15 protein-coding genes are annotated in these 21,310 nt (G+C 68.4%); 4 read left to right on the forward strand and 11 right to left on the reverse strand.

The features are described 5' to 3' along the window. Positions 1 to 307 precede the first annotated feature (307 nt). Positions 308 to 3,610, forward strand: coding sequence for a hypothetical protein (locus LLH23_11175; GenBank protein ID MCE5239043.1), 3,303 nt, complete (start codon positions 308 to 310; stop codon positions 3,608 to 3,610). A gap of 109 nt (positions 3,611 to 3,719) precedes the next feature. On the opposite strand, the gene LLH23_11180 is transcribed toward LLH23_11175, so the two are convergent. The 11 genes from LLH23_11180 to LLH23_11230 all read right to left on the reverse strand — a co-directional run bounded on the left by LLH23_11180 (position 3,720) and on the right by LLH23_11230 (position 16,712). Continuing rightward, positions 3,720 to 4,367: a class I SAM-dependent methyltransferase gene (locus LLH23_11180; GenBank protein MCE5239044.1), complete on the reverse strand. Its 648-nt coding sequence runs from the start codon at positions 4,365 to 4,367 to the stop codon at positions 3,720 to 3,722. Between the two features lie 245 nt (positions 4,368 to 4,612). Next, positions 4,613 to 5,863, reverse strand: coding sequence for a glucuronate isomerase (locus LLH23_11185; GenBank protein MCE5239045.1), 1,251 nt, complete (start codon positions 5,861 to 5,863; stop codon positions 4,613 to 4,615). Positions 5,864 to 5,935: 72 nt separating this feature from the next. Next, a complete protein-coding gene (locus LLH23_11190) occupies positions 5,936 to 6,343 on the reverse strand; it encodes a four helix bundle protein (protein MCE5239046.1) in 408 nt (135 codons plus the stop codon). Between the two features lie 68 nt (positions 6,344 to 6,411). Continuing rightward, positions 6,412 to 7,662 (reverse strand): 7-cyano-7-deazaguanine synthase, encoded by a 1,251-nt coding sequence (locus LLH23_11195; GenBank protein ID MCE5239047.1) that lies wholly within the window; start codon positions 7,660 to 7,662, stop codon positions 6,412 to 6,414. 71 nt (positions 7,663 to 7,733) lie between these two features. Then, entirely contained in the window at positions 7,734 to 8,441 is a 708-nt protein-coding gene (locus tag LLH23_11200) for a hypothetical protein (GenBank protein ID MCE5239048.1), read from the reverse strand. 226 nt (positions 8,442 to 8,667) lie between these two features. Next, positions 8,668 to 9,519 (reverse strand): hypothetical protein, encoded by an 852-nt coding sequence (locus LLH23_11205; GenBank protein MCE5239049.1) that lies wholly within the window; start codon positions 9,517 to 9,519, stop codon positions 8,668 to 8,670. Beyond that, positions 9,519 to 11,669 (reverse strand): hypothetical protein, encoded by a 2,151-nt coding sequence (locus LLH23_11210; protein ID MCE5239050.1) that lies wholly within the window; start codon positions 11,667 to 11,669, stop codon positions 9,519 to 9,521. Before LLH23_11210 ends, LLH23_11205 begins: the two co-directional genes overlap by 1 nt. 121 nt (positions 11,670 to 11,790) lie before the next feature. Next, positions 11,791 to 12,708: a glycosyltransferase family 2 protein gene (locus LLH23_11215; GenBank protein MCE5239051.1), complete on the reverse strand. Its 918-nt coding sequence runs from the start codon at positions 12,706 to 12,708 to the stop codon at positions 11,791 to 11,793. A gap of 58 nt (positions 12,709 to 12,766) precedes the next feature. Further along, positions 12,767 to 13,531: a class I SAM-dependent methyltransferase gene (locus tag LLH23_11220; GenBank protein ID MCE5239052.1), complete on the reverse strand. Its 765-nt coding sequence runs from the start codon at positions 13,529 to 13,531 to the stop codon at positions 12,767 to 12,769. Between the two features lie 32 nt (positions 13,532 to 13,563). Beyond that, entirely contained in the window at positions 13,564 to 15,279 is a 1,716-nt protein-coding gene (locus LLH23_11225) for a hypothetical protein (GenBank protein ID MCE5239053.1), read from the reverse strand. Continuing rightward, positions 15,276 to 16,712, reverse strand: coding sequence for a glycosyltransferase family 39 protein (locus tag LLH23_11230; protein MCE5239054.1), 1,437 nt, complete (start codon positions 16,710 to 16,712; stop codon positions 15,276 to 15,278). Before LLH23_11230 ends, LLH23_11225 begins: the two co-directional genes overlap by 4 nt. Positions 16,713 to 17,390: 678 nt before the next feature. Here LLH23_11230 and LLH23_11235 point away from each other — a divergent pair. Genes LLH23_11235 through LLH23_11245 form a run of 3 tightly spaced genes read left to right on the forward strand, consistent with a single transcriptional unit; the run spans position 17,391 to position 20,601 of the window. Continuing rightward, entirely contained in the window at positions 17,391 to 18,620 is a 1,230-nt protein-coding gene (locus LLH23_11235; GenBank protein MCE5239055.1) for a DegT/DnrJ/EryC1/StrS family aminotransferase, read from the forward strand. 38 nt (positions 18,621 to 18,658) lie between these two features. Next, a complete protein-coding gene (locus LLH23_11240; protein ID MCE5239056.1) occupies positions 18,659 to 19,333 on the forward strand; it encodes a class I SAM-dependent methyltransferase in 675 nt (224 codons plus the stop codon). A 35-nt stretch (positions 19,334 to 19,368) separates the two neighbouring features. Continuing rightward, a complete protein-coding gene (locus LLH23_11245) occupies positions 19,369 to 20,601 on the forward strand; it encodes a DegT/DnrJ/EryC1/StrS family aminotransferase (protein ID MCE5239057.1) in 1,233 nt (410 codons plus the stop codon). Positions 20,602 to 21,310 lie beyond the last annotated feature (709 nt).

A 21,310-nucleotide genomic window follows, 5' to 3' on the forward strand; every position in this document is an offset into this window, starting at 1 on the left:
CCTGACGACACGTATCCCCACTGTCCCTCGACGGTCGCTTCCTCGTGCCGCGAGTACTCGAGACCGCCGCGGCCCTCCGGCTGTGGCTGCCGCCTCGCCCCCGGGCAGTTTCGAGGTGTGCTATGTGACACGTCCGTGCGGGATTGTTGCCGACCCCGGCGATCCATGGGGGATCAACGGTCTCTGTCTGCTGGGCGGGCGGTTGCTGGACTTCTCGCTCCACAGCTTTTACTCTGGCCCGAGACCGGATGGGCTGCAAGTCGTTCGCGTAGACCCCAGCGGGACCGTGGTCGATCGTGTCCCGAAGATGCTAGCAGTTGGCTACCTCGACAGCCCGTACACCTTGGCCTCCGTGGCGCAGAACGGAGCCAGTGCCCTCTGTTTCTTCACCGAGAACGACTCCGTCCTACGTGCCGTCACAATCGCGAGCGACGGCACCCTCGTCGGCACCCCAGTCGCCCTGACCTACCCGTTTGGCGTGAACATCCACGACCTCGATGTTGCCCCCTTCGGCGCCGGCTATCTGGCAGTGTGGCGCGAAGTACGGGCCTGGGATGATGAGGCCTACACTAGCCATGGGCGCCTCTACTACGCGGTCCTCGACGCCTTGGGCCAGCCGACTGTGGTGCAGAGGACCCGTCTCTGCACCAACGAAGCCGACCAGGCGCGCCCCTCAGTGGCGAGCGACGGCACGGCGGCCTTCATTGCCTGGGTTGACAGTCGAGAGGCAACGCCACGGCTCTATGGCACGAAGATCACGAGTGACGGCAATCCGGCGATCCCCGCCGGGTTCCCCCTCGGTGCCGATGCGGCCGCCTGTGAGCACACTTCCATGTGCTTCGGGCACGGGAAGTACGCGCTGACCCATGTATCCGGGGCAGAGTGGCCGCAGACGACAAGCGTCATGCTGCTCGACACGGAGGGGCATTCCCTGGGGCCTGCAACCACGCTCGTAGGCGTGCAAGGCGATCCGCTGGGCGGCCCATGGGAATCCCCCTTGGTGCGAACGGGGAGCGACGGGTTCGCGGTGGTCTGGTTCACGTACGATGCCGCCCTGCCCTATCGAGGCCGGCTGTACCTCTCTCGCCTTGACGTGAACGGTCAGCCCTACGGCGCGCCAACGCTGCTATCGGACGACGCTTGGTTCTACGGCGAACACTGTGGTCTGATCTTTGACGGAACCAGGTGGTTCTGCACTTGGGATGTCGGTAGTGGCGACGGCCAAGCAGGTGTGCAGAGGCATGGCGCCTTTGTGGATGCCAGCGGCTCCGTGTCCCCGACGGGGGGATTTGTTGTGACCGACCGCGATCCCATCCTGCAAACCAACGTCGCCATCGCGGCCAATGGTGACAGCTACCTCGCCGCGTGGCGCGACTACCGCTACGACGGCAAGAATGCACAGGTCGACAACAGGTGTTACTTCGGACGCATCAGCGGCGCTGGGACCGTCTTGGACCCGCGAGGGATCGACGTCGATGGCGGCGACGACACCACCACGATCCCTGCCGTCTGCGCTCGCGGGTCGGAGTGGTGGGTCGTGTGGGCACGCGCAGCCCGCGATCTGTCGCAGACCATCGCGGCAGTTCGGGTAGGGTCCGATGGTACCATCGTCGAGCCAGGGCGGATTTCGCTCGCAACTGCGGGGCATGTTGACGGGGTCAGCGTGGCCTCTGGGAGCGAAGGGCTCGTTGCCGTCTATGGTAGTAAGTACTACATGCCGGGTACCTACTGCTCGTTCGTGGACCAGACCGGGGACGTTTCCAGGAAGGGCATGTACTTGTCGAATGGCTACACCCCGGCGGTCGCCTCCTGCGGGTCCCAGTTCCTGGTGGTCTTCACCGACCAGTCAAGTCCTTTCACCTTCCCGCTGAAGGCGATGAGGTTGGGGGCGACTGGCGAGATCCTCGATGCGACCCCCATCGCCATCGGGACCGTCGGCCCCCACTACGCTCGACCGAGCATCGCTAGCGACGGGGTGTCCTATGCCATCGCCGTCCCTCACGGCACCGCAGCAGGGGATCCCGGGACCTGGTTCGATGTGTTCGTGGTGTCCACGAGTGGCACGGTCACGCGGCAGGCGCAGGTTCCGGTCACCCGTGCCGACATAACGGACGACTTCGGTCGTGGCTCGAGCAGCAGCCTGTCGTGGACCGGAACGTGCTACATGTTGACCTGGCGCGGAGGCGCCAACATCTACCGCATGCTCCTGGACCGGCAGATGGTTCCTCTCGGGCCTGAGCAACTCGTCGTGACCGCTGCCGAGACCACGGAGGGGCTGATAGACGCCGCCTGCAACAGCGAGGGGCGGATCACCACGCTGTGGGAGGACCCCGATCCCACCATCGGCGGCAACTACATCTTCGGTGTACAGCAGAATCTGACCGTCCCATCCTGGCCCACATACGAGCAGGCCGCTGGCACGTGGCTCATGGGTCTACCCTTCGCACCCCACAGCCGTGATGCCGCGCAGGTCTTCGCCACCACCAGTGTGACAGGCTGGGACGTCTCCACCCAGACATACCACCTCTACCAGGGGCAGGCCTTCAACGTGACCCCCGGCTACGGGTACTGGGCCAAGTACGACACCCCGCAGACGCTGAGGATGACCGGTCCTGCCGTCAACGGGCCCGTAACCTGTGATGTCTGGTACGGCTGGAACTTGCTGGGCAACCCCTACCAGACCAGCATGGCCTGGAGTCAGGTTGTCGGCAACGGGCTGTTGGAGCCGTTCGCCTGGCGGCAGAGCGCAGATGGCACGGGTTACGAGCTGGTCAGCGACGTGGCGGGTCTTGACGCGGCGCACGAGATCCCGGCCTGGCGCGGTCTGTGGGTGTGGGCCAATGCCGCGGGCGAGGTGAGCCTGGCAGCGGCGACGGCGACCGAGGCCCACGCGGCAGCACAGCCGTCAGCGACCTGGAGCCTGCGCCTGCTGGCCAGTGTGGGGAGTGCCACTACCGGGGCGAGCTTCATCGGCCGGACGGCCGGAGAGGCGGCGCTACAGATCGCTGCACCGCCGCCCCTGGCCACACGCGATGTGGACCTGTACATCCTGGATGCTGAGGGCGAGCACCGGGCCGTGAGCCTGCTGCCGACCGGCGCCGAAGCAGCGTGGGATGTCTGCGTCGAGACCCGCGTGTCAGGGGCACCCGTGAGCGTGCGCTTCCCGGACTTGTCGTCGGTGCCGGCCCGCCTGGGGCTGACGCTGTCCGACCTGGACGCCGGGCGGACGGTGAACATGCGCACGAGCGCCAGCTATGCCTTCACCGCGGGTGAGGGCACGACGGTTCGGCACTTGCGGATTGCCGCGGCGGAGCGCCGCCTGTGTACGCTGGTCATCAGCGCGGCGTCGGCGTGTGCTGTTCCCGATGGAGTCGCGATCGGGTACTGCCTGTCGTCCGCGGCGGAGGTAGAGATCTCCATACACAACATCGCGGGCCGGACTGTGGCGACCATCCCGGTGGGGTACCAGGCGGGGGGCACGCACACCTCGACATGGTCCGGGCGCAGCAGAACGGGCACCAGGGTGCCGTCAGGCCGCTACCTGCTCCGCATCACTGCCGCCGACACCGAGGGCAACAGGGCGAGCGTATTGGTGCCGCTAACCCGGTAACCCAGAGGCCCTCCTGCCCCTAGAACGAACCAGGGCCGCCGGAATCACCGGCGGCCCTGCTGTATGTCCTGTCGTCCCCAGTTCCCAGTCCCCAGTGCCCAACCCCCAGTCAGTCCATCTTGACCCCCGTCGCCACCAACAGATGGTAGTGCTGCTTGCCGCCGTACGTCCGGTGGGTCTCCTCCATCTCCTCGATCTGCGTCACCTCGAAGAACTCGCTCAACTCGGTGTGCAGCTCCGGCGCGCTGTAGAAATGGATGCTGTCGCCGCTCCCGGAGTCGAACGTGTCCTCCTCGATCTCCCGGCCGTAGCCGTAACGCTCGTCCTCCATGGACAGGACGGAGACGACCAGGATGCCGCCCATGCGCAGGGCGCGGTAGAAGCTGCGCAGGAGCGCATGGCGCTGCGAGGGACGCATCTGGTGGAGGGTGTTGTGGGAGAAGATGGCGTCGAACTGGCGCAGTTCCCGCCGGGGGGTGATGATGTCGTCGCTGAAGCTCTCGACCTGCACGCCGAGCAGCCCGGCAGTCCGGGTCACGCGGCGGCACGTGTGGGCGGACACGTCGAAAGCCGTGACGCGAAAGCCGCGCCGGGCCAGGAAGGCGCTACACTCGCCGGAGCCGCACGCCGGGCAGAGCACCGAGTACGCGCCCGTGCGCTCCAGCAGTTGCGCCGCGAACTTCGCCACCTCGGACAGCTCGCCGCCCAGCAGGCGGGCCAGCTCCTCGTTCTCTGTGGTCGCATCAACGTCAGACATGTCGCCCTCGACGGACTGCCACCCGATTGCGTCACCCCGCACGCTCCCCTTCGCCGCCGCCCTGCGATCACCTTCCCGCAGGGCGAGTCGCCAGTTCCGCTCTGCTGCCGCGCGGCGCAGTCAGCAACGGTACTCCCGTAGGGCAGGCGGCCTCGCCTGCCCGCCCCGGCCGCGCGGGCGAGGCCGCCCGCGCTACTGGGGGGGACTGGCCGCTCCGAGCGGGCGACCACTGCGCGAACGTCGCTCTACGCCCCGACGAACCGCAGGAAGTTGTCGCTCAGCACGTCCTGCACATCGCGCCGGATCTCCGCCTCGGTCACCGGCCAGCCCGCCTGGGCCGCCAGGGCGTACTTCTCGGCCAGGACGTCGGCGATGATCGGTCGTGAGTGCGCCCACTTGTACACGAGCTGGTCAAGGATGCGGCAGTCGGAATGCTGCGGAATGAAGCTCGTGCCCAGCAGCTCCATGCGCAGCCGCGTGATCTGCTCGATCATGCTCGGATCGTTGAGGAACCACCAGCAACCGAAGGGCATGAGGTTCGGGAACTTGCGGGCCGTGACGGCCAGCTCGTGCTGGTTCTCCAGCGACAGCAGCGTGCACAGGAAGTTGACGTCCGGGTTCTCCTCACACAGGCGGGCGACGCTGCCCACATCGGCCCGGCCGACGCCGTCGCCCGCCAGCTTCAGCGACGGGTTGATGAGCCGCTTGACGCCGATCATCAGCGCAAACGGCACGCGCATGTCGCGGCAGACGGGCAGCACCGCCTCAGCGATGAGCTTGCCGGTCAGCGAGTCCTCCGGGTAGCGGAAGGTGTCCGGCAGCGAGACGGCCATGTACATGGGGGCCATCATGCTGATCCAGCTACTGAGGAACTGGCGGGCATTGGCGAGGTCGGTCTTGTCCAGTGCGGTACTGATGGCATAGCCCATGCTCGCGAGTCGGTCCACATTCCTCTGGAGGAACACCAGCAGCCCGTCAATCCGCAGGGCGGGCTTGAAGCGCGGGTCCTCGGCAAAGCCATTCATCCACACCGGCCGCTCCAGGTCGTCGAGCGGATCGTTGGTCATCACGACGCCGCTGCAGTTGGCGGCGGCGAAGACGGCGTCCACGTGCTCCTCGACCGTCCGCCCGGCGAAGTGGGCGCGGATGGCGGCATAGTCCTTGCCCGACACATCGGCCCCGAGCGCCGTCAGGGCTGTCAGCACGCCCCGCCGCGCTTCCGACACCGGGCCATGCTCCACGAAGCAGCGCTGCCAGATGTGCGCGGCCTGCTCGGGCTTGCTCATGGCGTAGAACTGGTCGGGCGACACGCCGCGGTCCGTGCGTGAGACCTCGGCGATGAGGTAGTGATAGGTGACAAGCTCATCCGGCCCCCACAACAGCAGGTCCCCGAAGGGCGGGCTGTACAGGTGGGTGTGGATGTCGAGGACAGGGGTCTCGCTGACGATCTGGTGGACGCGGCAGCGGATGTCGTCATGGGGCAGGTGTGCGGTCATGGTTGATCTCCGAGTCAGTGTCGCTGAGAGAGGACGAGAGGCTGAGAGGATGAGAGGGTGACGCCGGCCCGTCTACGTGGCGGGCTCATCCGTGGCGGGGACTGAGGCCGTGGACCACTGATCCGGGTTGCTGACCATGTTCATCAGTTGCCCCATCACCCTATCATAGCTCTCCATCAGCGCGAGTGTATCCGTATCGCTAAGATAGCCGCATCGGCGGGCGAATTCAAGCCATGTCTGCGTCTCCGCGACCTCGCTCGCGGCGTCGTACAGCTTGGCGATGAACGCAGCCTTGTACCGACGCCGGCACCAGGACTCGGCGATGTTGGCGGCCACGGAGCGAGACGAGCGGCGGATCTGGTCCGACAGGGAGTAGCGCTCATCGCGGGGCAGGCGCTGGGTGAACGTGAAGACCGCCATGGCGGCGTCCATGGCGTTCTGCCACACATGCATCTCCTTGTGGTGCCTGATCTGCGCCACTCTCGTCACCTCGTGTCGCGTGCGGGCCGTGTCATCCTCTCAGCCTCTCGCCCTCTCAACCTCTCGCCCTACCGCATCAGCCGTGCGGCTGCCGGGAAGTGCTCCTGCACGACCTGGCGGACCTCATCCCCGAAGCGCCGGTACAGGCTCAGCGTATCGGGGAGGGACACGCCGCAGGTGGCGCTGTCGAGGAGTTCGGGCGAGCGGGAGAGCAGTTGCGCGTCCGACTGGGTGCGGAAGTCGGCGCAGAGGCTCAGCAGGTCCACGAGGTTGGCGTAGGCATCGGTGCCATGGGCGCTGTCGGGGTCGCCCAGCACGTCCAGTTCATAGGCCTCATCGGGCAGGCCCGCGGCCAGCATCGCCAGCCGTCGCACCAGGCAGGCCACGCAGCCCCCGCACTGGCGGCTGCTGCGCCCGGCAGCCCAGCAGCTCACGGTCTTCTGGATGTCGAAGGGCGACAGCGACGGGCGCAGGAAGTCGCGGATGATCTCGGCCTTGGTCTGGTAGAGGAAGGGATTGGTGAGCGTGGCCGCCAGGCCGCAGTGGGCCGCCAGGGCGTTCAGGAGCGCGATGACCTTCGGGTGGGTGCTGCGCGTGGACAGCCCCCCCACGCGCGCCGCGGCCAGCGGCAGCGCCATCGTCAGAATCCCGTTCTCGGGGATGTAGGCCTCACTGACCTCAAGCGCATCGGCCGCGGCCAGTGCCAGGGAGGTGAAGAGGAACGCCCGGGAGCGCTGCGACGGCTCGCGTTCGGTCGCCGGGCTCTCGGGGCCTCGCCCGTTGGGCAGCAGACGCACCGAGCCCATCGCCGCGTGCCCCGGCACAGCGTCGGCCAGCAGCTTCGCTACATGCCCCTGCGCCTGCAGCACCGTCGGGTTGCCGGACTGGTGGCACACCAGAAGCAGCCGGCGGCCTGTCCGCTGCAGCATCAGGGCGCCGGCCAGCGAATCGATCCCACCAGAGAGCAGGCACACGGCGTCGGCGTCGCAGGGAGCGGCGCCGGTCGGCTCGGAGGCGGCGTCGGCGGCGCGCGGGGCGAAGGTGAAGCGGAAGCTGTCGCGGGTGAGGACATAGAGCAGGTAGCTCAGGTCGTCGGCCCGGTCCTGCCAGAAGTCCGGCTCGCGTACGGGCACCAGCAACTCGAGGCGACGCACCCAGTCCTCATTGCGCCCGCGCGGCACACCAATGTCCGCACCGTACACAGTGGTGGCGATGTCGAGCAGATCCGCAGCCAGGGGGGACGGAGGACGGGGCAGGAACTGGTACAGGCCGTGCAGGTTGCGCAGCAGGTTCCGCCGGGGGCCATCCCAGGCCAACACCAGTTCCGACTCCGCCCAATCAGGCGGAGTTGTGGCCAACCCGGGAATCGCGAGAACCCTCGATGACACGGCTACCCCACTGCAGCCAGGCGCTGCAGGCCCCTCTCGGTAAGGTCAGTAAGCACGTCCTGCACGCTGGCGAGCGCCTGGCTGTCATCCAGGCGTAGGGCGACGGCCAGGGCCTGCTCGTGAGCCGCTGCCTCCAGGGCGGCGACGGTCTCCCGGCAGTGCCGCGACACGGCATCGCGAAGCTGCGAGGCCTCCGCGACCGTCGGCAGCCCCGGCCCGCCGACGAAGTCGCTGGTGTCGCGCGTCACGAAATAGCGGTAGAGGTGATCGAAGTCATGCCCCACGAACGTCAGGGCGAGACGGTGGAGGCGACGTTCCGTGTGGTAGGAGGCCAGGGCGTCCGCGGCCTGGTCGGCGGTGATGCTGAATAGCTCCGGTGAGCCCCCCGCTCCGGCCTCGAACATGGCCGTCGCCAGGGCGTTGAGCCCCAGGTCGCTGAAACGGGACGCATGGCCCTCGCGCGCGATGGCCCGCTCGGCCTGCTCGCGCACGGCCTCCGACGCCGCCAGCAGCGGCGGCCGGTCGCCGACGGTCACGAGGGCCGCCAGGCCGCCCTCTGCCGCCAGGCGCGAGGCTTGCAGCAAGCTGCTCAGGCAGCAGGCCACGCCCGGGCCCGACATGTCGCGACGCGTCGCCTGGTCCAGCGCAGACGTGATCCGCGAAGCGACCTCTCGCGGATCAGGATTGGGTTGCTGGTAGAGTTGTCTCACACGCTCCCACCCTGGTGTGTTGGGGGAGCGGTGCGAACTGGAGGTGCCCATGGCGATGTGGTAAGACGTGCCTGCACGGCGCAGGCCAAGCACCGGTTCGTTCCCCCCCGCCCCCCGCGAGTCCTCCCCCCGGAGGGTATTCTCCCCATCACGCCGCGACTGTACCCTCAAGGTCTTGTAAAGACGTGCAACATTGGCGGCTGCGGGAGCGAGGGTCAGGGGGGAGTTACAGGTTCACCAGCACGATGGCGATCACCGCCAGGGCAATGCCGACGAAGCCGAGCGCGCCCGGGCGCTCGCGCCAGGCCAGCAGCGACACCAGCGTCACCAGCGAGACGTTCGAGGCCTGACACAGGGGGTAGACGACAACGCCGGGGTAGTGCCGCAGGCTCAGCAGCATGAAAAGCTGTCCCAGCGCCAGCAGCAGCCCCAGGTACGCGCCCCAGCCCACGGTCGTGGCGCCGTAGCGTACCTGCGGTCCTCGGCGTACCGACACGATCCCGAAGGGCAGGCACACTACCGCCGCCGTGAACATCAGCAGGCTCATGTAGCCGTTGAGCTGCTCCGGCACCTTCATCTCGTCGAACACCTTGGCGGCCGTCAGCGCCACGCCGTTGATGACCATCAGGCCGACGAACATCGTCAGCTTGCGCGCCGTCAGCCCCGCGCCGCTCACGCCGCGGTCCAGCGCCAGGAAGGGCATGGCCACCAGGCACAGGCCCGCGCCGACGGCGGCGATGGTCGAGGGATGCTCGTGGTAGATCAGCAGGGAGGCGGCCATCGGCACGAGGACGGAGAGCTGCTGCAGGGCCGTCATCAGCGAGACGCCGCGATCGGACATCGTCGGGATCATCAGCACATACATGCCGGTGAACAGCACTCCAGCGACGAGGGCCAGCAGGATGACGGTCTGGGACAGCGGCGCCGGGGCGAGGCGGTACAGCACCAGGAACATCAGGCCCCCGGCGAGGTACAGGAAGACGCCGGTGAGATGCAGGTTCAGCCCCAGGCGCTGCGCCTGGCGGAAGGAGAGGTTGAAGGCGGCGAACGTGATGATGAGCAGCAGGAGGTAGAGCATCAGCCGAACTGCACCATGTATCCATTCGTGATGTCGGGGCCAAAGATCGCCATCACGATCCACAGCAAGCCCCCGGCGACAAGGTCGCCAATGGCCAGGCCCAGGAAGAACGGCATCAGCTTGCGGTACCAGTCGGCGCCGCCCAGCCGGTCAATGACTAGCTTCACGATCCACGCCACCAGGAACGGCCCCCACAGCGCATACCCGTAGTTGAGGGCCATCGCGTAACCCAGTGGATGGAAGGGGAAGCGCAGCCAGGCCCGGCGCGCACCGACCAGCAGCAGCGTCACGAGCCCCCCGGCCACGCTGCCGAGCACCTGCGGCGTATTGGGAGGCCCCGGCTGGCGGATCGCCGCCGACACACCGTTCCATACGCTCATGGCGCTGCGCACATTGTAGCCCCCGCTGGACGTGCCCCCGTGCAGCACGTTCGCCCCGACGTCGTAGTATGACTTGAGGGTCACATAGTAGCCGCCCAGCATCCCGATGAGCAGGGCCCCGACCAGGAGCCACGGGGTCAGCCGCGCGGGCAGCGCCGTCTCCTGGGCCAGCTTCTCGCTCTCGACGACACATCCGGCCATCGAGGGGAAGTAGCCCCGGCTGAACCAACTGAAGATGCTGAGCATGACCAATTGGGTGGCGTCCGAGCCCTGGATCAACCCACGGTTGCCGAGCGCTGCGGTGATGAGCTGCGGATGTTGGTCGAAGGGGAAGGCCCACATGCTGGCCACCCCGGCCTCGGCGCGGATACGGGCATAGACCACGGCCCAGCCCAGGAGCAGCCCGAAGTACGCCAGGGCCAACCCCAGCGACATCTTCATCGCCACACACCAGGCAATGAGCAGCGCGAAGCCCCCCAGCGCGCCCCACAGGGCATAGGCCGGCGGCAGCGGCTCGGTTGCCGTTACCCCTCCCTTCAGGGAGGGGTGCCGCGCAGCGGCGGGGTAGGCCGCCGTCGCCTTCCGCAACATCCCCCACAGCTCCGCCTTCGCGACCCACACCAGCGCGAAGAACAGCGCTACGAACGCCCCGGAGCCCTGCTGGGGGGCATAGGGGAAGCCGGCGGCGGCCCGGTAGCCCAGCACGTCGGCCATCATCTGGATGAACATCTGGAAGACGAAGAAGAACCACCCGGAGAAGAGCACATCCACCGACACGAAGTACGAGAAGCCCACCATCTGTGGCCGGTGGAAGAACGTCAGCCCCCGGAACGCCGTCCAGGGCTTCTCGGTGAAGATCTTGCCCACCGGGTAGCGGTCCATGAGGGCCAGCACGCCCGGGTTGTAGGCATGGGCGACGTTGAGCGCGTGGTGGATGGCGACCAGGGCGATGGCGATCCACGTCAGGGGGTTGCGGAACAGACCCCGGATCTCGGCATGGCGTCCGCCGGGGTCGGCGACGCTCAGGGGCAGCAACAGCAGCGGGTAGCGCAGGCGTTCATGCTCCGACCACTGGCGGTGGAAGAGAGTCATCAGGCAGACGCTGGTGGCGAACAGCAGCATGATGAAGCCCAGCCAGCCCGCCAGCGGCGCGAGCCACGGCCGCCAGGCGACCGCCCCCGTCTCGGAGCCTTCGAACATCATGCGGATGGCTTCCGGGTCGTGGGGGTACATCCAGCTCGGGAAGTAACGCCCGGCCAGCTCGTCCAGGCCGTCCTGGGGCGTGCCGAAGTAGCTGGGCGACGTCACCCACGGCAGGAGCATCTCGATGATGCCGAAGGTCGTCGGGGGGATGGCCACCACCAGCACGATGTAGATGACCATCAGTTCGCGTGACGAGAGCGGCCCCAGCCACCCCCGCCCTCGCTGGCAGTGCGGGCTTCCATCCCGCCCATGGCCCGAGCCGTCGGGGCTCGCCGCCTCCAGCACCGGCCCCGTAGTGGGGGCTGCCAGCCCGCGCACCCGCCGCCGGGCAACAGCCGCACTGAGCGCCGCCAGCACGAACAGGAAGATCACAGCCGGGACGGGGGGGACGCTCAGGAGATAGACCGGGGCATAGATCTGGCCGGGGGCCTGGACGAGGCTGGCCTGGTGGATCCACCACACTCCCGCCAGCGCCAGGGGCACCGACAGGAGCACCGCGCGCGTCAGTGGCGGTCGCGACGTCGCAACGTCCTCCGGTGCGGCCGGGTGTGTGGGTTCGGAAGCCATCAGGGGAGCCTTCTGGGGAACGAAGCGAAGGCCGCGCCGGCGCGCGGCTGTCGGGTAGCCTACCGTTCTCGCTGGGCATCCCTTCGCCGCCGGCGCCGGCTCCCCCTCCTGAGGTTGCGTCTCACGAGAGCCAGAACTTGTCCACCGGGCGGCGGTGCCAGCCGTCCACCAGCGCCGCCAGCTTGGCCAGCATCAGCGTGCGACGGCGCGGCCGGACGAAGCCTGTCAGACCGGCGGCCACGGCGCTTAGCCACAGCCGCAACGGCGCGGTGACGCGCCCCAGCCCGCGGGCATGTTTGCGCACCATCAGCGCCTGCCCGCGGCAGACCAGATAGAGTTGGGCCTTGCTGAAGCCGGGCTCGCGTCCCGTCGAGCGTCCGCTGCGGTGGATGACATGGGTGGCCGTGGCGCACAGGTTCACATGCCCCGCGGCCCGGACGCGCAGCGACAGGTCGGCATCCTCCCAGTAGGCGAAGAACTCCTCGTCAAAGAGACCGACCGCTGCCGCCGTCTCGCGCGATACGAGCATGGCGCAGCCGGAGATGACCTCCAGCGGCAGGCAGGCGGACGCCGGCTGTCCGTCGGCCAAGTACACCCACCTGACCCGGCACGACAGCGGCAGCCACCGGGCCCCCAGGCGGCGCGGCTCGTCGGGGTGGTCATGCAACCGTTCGGGCACACCCACGAGCCCTGCGCCCGGCGTCTGCGCGTGGGCCCGCAGCATCGTCGCGATCATGTCCGGCGGCACGAGGGTGTCGTTGTTGAGGAAGAGCAGGAAGTCGGCCCCGGCGGCCAGGGCGTGCTCTGCCGCGCGGTTGCAGCCGGCCGCGAAGCCCAGGTTCTCCGGCGACCGCAACAGCGTCACTTCGGGGAACGCCGCCAGCGCCGCGGCGGGGTCCTCCCGCGAGCCGTTGTCCCACACGATGACCTGCAGGCGCGGGGTCGTGCTCTCCCGCAGGGAGCGCAGGCAGTCCAGCGTATCGTCCAGGCCGTTCCAGTTGAGGATGAGGACGGCCACGGTCGGCTGCGGGTTGCTCATGCCCCCGCCTCCGGCCACAGTACCCGCGCACTGCTACGGCCCCTGCGCCCCGGGCTCATCATTCCGCCTTCCTCGCCACCACCCACACCTCGGTCTCGGGGGTCTCGCCCACGTGCTCCTCGTTCATGATCTCCACGAGCTGCAGGCGCGCCACATCGCGCACCGACTGGCGCAGCTCGTCGAGCGTGTAGCGGCGCATCGTGTGCGCATCGCGGTCGTCCGCCACGACGCTCTCGGAGCGCGCGGCCGCCGGGATCATGAAGTAGAGCGTGCCTCCGGGCTTGAGGGCCCGGTGGGTGTCGGCCAGGTACGACCGGAAGACGTCCTTGGGCATGTGCTGGAAGGCGATGGTCGAGTAGATGACATCGAAGGTGGCATCGGGGAAGATGCCCAGGGTGCGGCCGTCGCCGGTGCGGAACTCGACGTTGTCGTACCGTGACAGGTTGCGCTGCGCCACCTTCGGCAGCACGCTGGAGACGTCAATGCCATAGCACTTGCGGACATGGGGGGCGATGGCGAACTCCACGCGCCCGACCCCGGCCCCGATGTGCAGCGTCACGACCTCCGGCCCCACCAGGGCACGCTGCTGCAGTTGCCGTAGGATCTCGTTGTCCGGCTGGTACAGCTCCGCGGGGTCGCTGGTGAGGCCCACGGTCTGATAGGGATCAATGCGTGCCAGCATGTCCCAGTAGGTGCGCGGGGGGAGGTAACGCAGGGACTTCTCCGCCAGCCAGTAGAGGGTCGCGCGCAGCTTCTGGCGCGTCCCCCGTGAGTGTCTCACGCCATACTGCCACGACTTGTAGGCGTCAATCAGCTTACGCATCAGTGCGGGAGGTCCTCCCCGGGATCATGGGTTCAGGAGCCGGCGGGCGGCTCATGCTTCTGTTCGCCCGGACGGGGCCCGGGCGGAGCCCCCGGTGCGCGGCGGTATGTGCCGGGCTGTGGAGCGCGCAGGACCGGGCGCGCCGGACGGGCTGGTCCCGGCCGCAGGATCCGGCCCGGCTGTCGCCACGAGGGCGCCGGCGGCGCAGCTCCCAGCGTGCCGGTGGCCGGCAGGACACCGGGGCTCTCCGTCTCCTCGTGCTCCTCTTGCGTCTTCCGCCGTGCCGCCACCACGTGGTCCGCCATCCTCAGGGTGGCGGCGGCGAAGATCCAGTAGTACATCCCACCGTGGGCGCCGTAGAGGGCTGAACCGACGCTGAGCTGCGTGAAGACGCTGATCATGCCCCCGAACATGCCGGCCGCCAGGAAGCCCTCGCGCGCGTCGCCGATGGTGCGAATGGCCCTGACGCAGTGGCGCAGGATGCCGACGATCATGAACAGCCACGCCGCAGTGCCGAAGAAGCCGAGCTCCCCCAGCGCCCGCCCGAACTCATTCTCCACCCAGCGCACGCCCTGGGCGGTCTCCAGGCCGGCATTGTAGAACACCCGGCCCATGCCGATGCCGGTCGCGATGCCGTTGCCGAAGGGATGGGCCAGGCCCTGCTCGACGCCCACCGCCAGCGGGAACATGGCGCGTTCGAGCACAATGGGGAGCGACATCCGCTTCTGGAGACGCAGGGCTCCGCCCCCCGTCATGTCGCGCAGGACGAAGACGGACACGACGGCAATGAGCACCAGCCCCGCTACCAGAGCAGTCCGGCGGCGCGCCACAATTGTCATCGCCAGCATCCCGGCTCCGAGGCCCACCATGGGCGCCCGTGAACCGCTGGCCAGCAGTCCGCCCGCGGCCGCCAGGCCGCTGATGATCGCCCACACGCGCATCGTGCCCGAGGCAGTGTAGCCGGCATAGCCCACCGAGAGCAGCACCATGACGGCGCACATGGCCCCGAAGTTGCCCGGCGAAATGTGGATCGAGCAGGCCCGCACGTTCATGATGGGGTTGAAGCTGGATTCGAACTCAGCGCTGCCCTGCCCCTCGTTCTGCTCGTTGTCGGGGTGATAGTCGCTCTGGTAGAACTGCGCCAGACGGTAGAAGTTGGGGAGGATCCGCGTATGCTCGTAGCCGATGTTGCCCTGGACGATGCCGTAGATCGACACCGGCAGCATCAGGTAGATGAGCACGGTCAGGAAGTGCGTGATTCTGTTGAGGTTCGTGAAATAGGCGTAGAAGGGGAAGTAGGTCGGCATCCACAGCAGCCACGCGCGCAGCCCGGCGAGGGCGAGCAGCAAGCTGCGTGTGCTGGGGGCGAACATCAGGGCCACGCAGTACGCCGTGAAGCACACCGCTGCCGAGGTGAAGGGTTGCTGGAGCCAGGTGAAATCCCGCTGGCGCTGACTGACCCAGAACAACCGGAGCAGCAGGATCACCAGGAAGATGTCCTTGACCAGCATCGTCAGCATGCTGGGCGACAGGCTCTTGTAGATGCCCTCAAAAAGTGCCGCCAGGATCAGACAGTAGATCCCGCCTACGTCGCTGTTGAAGGCCCAGAACAGCGCGCCGACCATGATGGCGAAGGCGAGGGCCATCGCCAGGCCCTGTGTCATGGCGATGAAGAACATGCCGATGGCAGCGATGACCGCTGCGATGAAGCCGAGCGGCCCGGTCATGGCGCGGCCGGTGGGCCTCATGTGCCTCTCGCCCCCTCACGGGCGAGCGCGCCGACGGCATGGCGACGTGCAGCGCTGGGGAGTGGCATATCACAGGCAGTATAGCACGAACGGGTGGACGCGCCCATAGGTGATGTGGGGCGCTCCGGGGGCTCCTGTGCGGTCTCATCACCCGGTTCCGGCAGGGGCCGGGTGCGACGGCGTAGGCGGCGCAGGCCGTCCACGACCAGGGCGGAAGCGAACATCATGAGGCCGATGCGCCCCGGCAGGCTCTGCCGCGCTTCCGTGGTGAACGGCGCGTGGGCCAGGGAGATGTACAGGACCAGTGTCAGGGGGATGAGCACTTCACGCCAGCGCCGCCGCTGCACGATCAGCCCGGCCAGGGCTCCCACCAGCAGTCCGCCCGAGAGTAGTGCGTGCGGCCAGGACAGGGCCCAGCGACCGTCGCGCCACACCCAGGCGCTGATCCACACCCGGAACGCCGCCGTGACTGTGTGGCGCACGTAGCCGAGCGGGTGGGCCGCGATCAGTCGCAGCCCGTCCGCCTTCATCTGGTCATCGAGGGCCAGCACACGGAAGGGATCGGTCTCGTGCTGCTCGGCCTGGATCCGCCAGTCGCCCAGCTCGACGCGCTGGTGGAACTCGTTGAGGTCATAGTCTGTGGCGCCCGCGACGGCCCCCGCATACAGCATCAGCCCCCCGCCTGAAGCCACCGGCAGCAGCCGCCCCGTGACGCGGTAGTTGCGCGCCGTCCACGGGCAGACGATGAGCATCGCCCCGGCCAGGCACGCCACCGCCCGCGCCATCCAGACCCCCCGGCCCCGCAGGACACCGGCTGTGACAACAACCACTGGCGGTGACCAACGATCCCGCACCGCGTAGATCGCTGCTGCGACGATCGGGAACAGGAGCATGGCCGGCTTGAACAGGCTCAGGATGCCCAACCCAATCCCGGCGATCAACGCCCAGCCGGCGCGCCCCTCGAGGCTGAGGACGAGCAGGGCCATCGCCCCGGCCGTCAGCAGGGCCGCCAGGCCGTCCGACAGCACCGCCGCCGAGTAGACCCAGAAGTACGGGTACAGCGCCGCCAGGAGGGCGCTCAGCAGCGCCGTCGGCCGGTCGAAGGCCGCCCGGGCCACGAAGTATGTCAGGGGCACGATGAAGCTGAGCAGGAACGCCTGGAGCAGTCGCACCGCCCGCAGGTCATGCCCGACCACGCGGTAGGCTGCGGCCAGGAACGCCGGGTAGCCCGGCGCGCGGAAGACGTCGGGTTGGTGGGGGGGCTGGAGGCTGGCGGAGTACCCATTTCCCAGAGCGAGGTTCCAGCCGATGCGGTCATAGCGCTCGGTATCCGGGCTGCCGCCGGGGCGCAGCACCGCGCACGTCAGGTTCAGAGCCAGGGCCAGAAGCCAGATTGCGCCGAGGGCCAGTTGTGTGCGCCGTGTGGTGTCCATGGACGAGTACGCGCAGTATAACATGGCCCGACCAACAGGGCCACCGCCTCCCGGCGTCGGGTGTGGTCTTCGGTCGCCGGCGCCGCTGCCGGATGCCACGGGAGTCTTCCCGCCCGCAGGACGGCCGGTGGTGCCAAGGATGGCGACGGTTCCGCCTGCACGACGGCTGAAGACGCTCAAGATCGTGGCCGTTCCGTCCGCAGGACGGCTGGCAGTGCGTGCGACGGCGGCCGTTCCGTCCGCAGGACGGTCGGCGGTGCGCAGCACCGCCCCCTAGCCGGACGCTTAGCGTCCGGGACGCCGTCCGCCCCTAGTCTCTCCTTGCGGTCGTTCCGTTCCGTCCGCAGGACGGTCGGCGGAACGCCCGGCGGACGTCTGCGCCCGCGCCGGGCCTGCGGCCAACCGTCCTGCGGACGGAAGGCACTTCTGAGCAGAGCGGGTGGCGCTCCTTCCCGGCGTTGAAACGCCGGGCGGAGGGGCGGTGCTGCGCACCGCCGAGCGTCCTGCGGACGCCACGACTCGCGCCCCACCAGACCTCTGTGCCCCAGGCCACCAGCTGACGGCCAAGACTCACGCCTCCCGGCGTCGGCTTCGCCAACACCCCCCCTGGCACGCTCAGGAGGGACGGCCTGCCGTCGGAGGGAACCTACAGCCGATTCCCGCGCACAGGAGACCACCATGCCTACCCAGTCCCAGCTCGCTCTCGACGGCGGCCGGCCGGCCAAGACGACACCCTATGGCGCCGGGCCCAAGCACCTCCCGCAGGAGAAGGAGGCCGTCTGCGCCGTCCTGGACCGTGGCACGCTGCCCTTCGCGCGCGGGCCGGAGGTCATGGCCCTGCGCGAGAAATGGGCGGCGATGTACGGCGCCAAGCACTGCATCACCACCTCCAGTGGCACCGCCGCCATCCACACGGCCATCGGCGCCCTGGGCCTGGGCCGGGGCGATGAGATCATCACCAGCCCCATCACCGACATGGGCACGCTCATCGCCATCATGGCCCAGAACGCGGTGCCCGTGTTCGCCGATGTGGACCCATGGTCGCGCAACATGACCCCGGCGAGCATCGAGAAGATGATCACCCCGCGCACCCGGTGCATACTGGTGGTCCATCTCGCCGGCAACCCGGTGGACATGCCCGCCGTGATGAAGATCGCCCGCAAGCACAAGCTGAGCGTGGTCGAGGACCTGGCCCAGAGCTACCTGTGCTCCCTCGGCGACCGGCTCTGCGGCACCTTCGGCGACTTCGGGTGCTTCTCGCTCAACGACAGCAAGCACATGGCCGCCGGCGATGGCGGCATGCTCATCACCAACAGCGACAAGCTGGCGGACCTGGCCGACCTGTTCGCCGACAAGTGCTACGACCGCACCGGCGGGGGCCGCAGTCCCTTCATGGTCGGCTACAACTACCGCCTCAACATCATGGCCGCTGCCGTGGCCGTGCAGCAGGCCAAGCGCATCAAAAAGATCACCGACACGCGCCACGCGCGTGGCACGAAACTGACGGAGCTGTTGTCCGGCGTGCCGGGTGTCATCCCCCACAGGGTCCTGCCGCAGGCCCACTGCACCTACTGGTTCTACCTGGTCGGCCTGGACCGGGAGGTCATCCAGTGCGACACGGCGACCTTCGCCCGGGCGCTGCAGGCCGAGGGCGTCGGCTGCTGGCTGGACAACCGCAACGTGCTGGACTGGCCCCTGTTTGCCGAGCGCCGCACCGACCCGTGGGCCTGCTCGTTCTCGTGCCCGCTGTACCAGGGCAAGGTGGACTACACCCCGGCCAACTACCCGGGCGTGCAGCAGGCCATGAAGTCCCAGGTGCGCCTGCAGCTCAACGAGTGGTGGACCGCCCGGGACGTGCAGGAGACGGCCAGGGCGATACGGAAGGTGGCCGAGCACTACGCGGGTTGAGCTGTGACGAACTGGAGGCCTGCCCTGGAGGATGCCTGATGCGTGAGACGGTCAAGGAGTTCGTCGGCCTGGTCGCCGGCGCCGTGGCGCTGCCGCCGCCGATCCACGAGTTCGGCGCCCTGCAGGTGCCCGGGCAAGAGCAGTTCGCCGACCTGCGCGGGTTCTTCCCGGGGCAGACCTACGTGGGCTCGGATGTGTGCGCCGGGCCCGGCGTGGACGTGCTGCTGGACCTGCACGCCCTGGACCTGCCCGACGGCTCCGTCGGCACGGCCATCCTGTGCGACACGCTCGAGCACGTGCAGCGTCCCTGGCAGGCGCTGGCGGAGGTGCACCGGGTGCTGGCCCCCGGTGGGGTCGTGCTGATGACCTCGACGATGAACTTCCGGGTGCACAACTACCCGGCGGACTACTGGCGCTACACGCCGCAGGCCTTCGAGTTCCTGCTGGAGCCCTTCGGGACGCGGCTGGTGACGTGGGCCGGTGAGGACGCCTTCCCGCACCTGGTGGCGGGGGTGGGCTGGAAGACACCCGTCCCGAAGGACGAGGTGGAGCGTCTGCGGGGGGCGCTGGAGCCCTGGCGGCGGCGCTGGTTCTACCCGGCCGGCCCGGGCGCGGCGCAGTCGCTGAAACGGTTCATACCGCCGGTGCTGCTGTCCTGGCTACGACGCGTCCGCGGCTACCCCCCGCCCCCCAGCGCCATGCCGTGGGGATGACCATCCGATCACGCCCGCGGGCTACGGAGATGACCATGACCACCCTCGCCCTCGACGGCGGCACGCCCCTGCGCACCACGCCCTTTCCCTCCGGTAAGGACATCGGGGAGGAGGAGCTGCGGCTGGTGCAGGAAGTCATCCAGAGCAAGCTGCTCAACCGCACCCAGGGGCACATGACCCGCGACTTTGAGTTGCGCTTTGCCGAGCACTATGGCGTGGCCCACTGCACCGCCTCGATGTCCGGGACCTCCGCCATCCATGTCGCCGTCGGGGCGCTCAACCCCGAGCCGTGCGATGAGTTCATCACCGCCCCCATCACCGACATGGGGACCATCATCCCCATCCTCGCCCAGAACTGCCTGCCCGTCTTCGCCGACATCGATCCCGTCACGTACAACATGTCGCCCGCCTCCATCCGCGAGCGCATCACCGACCGCACGCGGGGGATCATCCTGGTCCACCTGTTCGGCAACCCGTGCGACATGGACCCGATCATGGAGATCGCGCGCGAGCATGACCTCTATGTCATCGAGGACTGCTCGCAGGCCTATGGGACCATGTACAAGGGGCGGCGGTGCGGGACCATCGGGCATTTGGGGTGCTTCAGCCTGCAGGCCAGCAAGCACATCACCACCGGCGACGGGGGACTGACGATCACCAACGATGACGCACTGGGCGAACGGGCGCGGCTGTTTGCCGACAAGGGCTGGCCGCGCTATTCGGCCGACGGAGCGCGCAGCTACCTGTTCTTCGGTCTCAACTACCACATGACCGAACTGACGGCGGCGGTGGGGCTGGGACAGCTCCCGAAGATGGACCGCATCTGCGCGGCCCGCAACTGGGCGGGCGATCTGCTGACCGGGCAACTGCAGGGCCTGCCCGGCGTCACGCCAGCGATCACCCAGCCCGGCGGCGTGCACACCTACTGGAGCTACCCCCTGCGGATTGACGCAGCGGCGCTGGGGATGAGCAAGGAGCGGTTCGCCGAGGCCGTACGGGCCGAGGGGGCGGGGATCGCCACCGGCTACATCGGCTACCCGATCTACATGTACGAGTACATCCGCCGGCAGCAGATCTATGGCAACTCGCGCTGCCCGTTCGACTGCCCGAAGTACGGCAGCGGCCACGAGATCCGCTATGAGGCGGGCTACTGCCCCGAGGCCGACCGGGCCCTCGAGCAGATGGCCAACCTCCACGTCAACGAGTTCTTCACCGAGCAGGATGTGAACGACCTGGCCGCCATCGTCCGCAAGGTCGCGCTGCGCTGAGTCCCCGGTGACCCGTCGTCACGTCATCTTTCGCCAAAATACCCCTTGACAAGTACTACTATGATTAGTACTATGCAGCATAGTAGGTATGAAGGAACCGCAACTCGGGTGCCGTTCCCACGGGAAGAAGGGATCAACATGAAGCGCACCCTCTGGTTGACAGCAGTTCTGATCGTGACCGTGGCGCTGACTGCGCCAGTGTGGGCGAGGGGAGGGGACAGAGGCGCGCGGCACGGCGGCAACAGCTCGGACAACTCCAGCGCCCAGTCGCAGCAGTCAGACCGGGGCTCACAGCAGAGCGAGCGGCCGAGGGAAGCCCCCAAGCCGCAGCCGTCGCCTCAGGCGCAGTCGCCGAGTCACTCCCGGCCCTCGGGCGGCTCGCCGTCCTGGTCGCCTTCGGGCTCGTCCGCACCGAGCCGGCCGCAGACGCACCAGAGCCAGCCCTGGTCGTGGGGTGGCGGCTCGTCGTCCGGTAGCCAGCCCCAAGCCGGATCGCGGCCTCCGTCGGCCCCCTCCTGGTCGTGGGGCGCCCCCTCACGGCCGCAGCCGACCCAGCCTGACCGCCCGCAGAGCGGTTGGTCGTGGGGCGGCAGTTCATCGTCCGGCGGCCGGCCTCAGGCCGGATCGCAGGCTCCGTCCCGCTCCCAGTGGTCGTGGAGCACTCCCACACCGCCGCAGCCTTCGCAGCCGCAGCGGCCGCAGAGCGGCT

Source organism: bacterium, assembly GCA_021372615.1.
Classification (GTDB): Bacteria; Armatimonadota; Zipacnadia; order Zipacnadales; family UBA11051; genus JAJFUB01.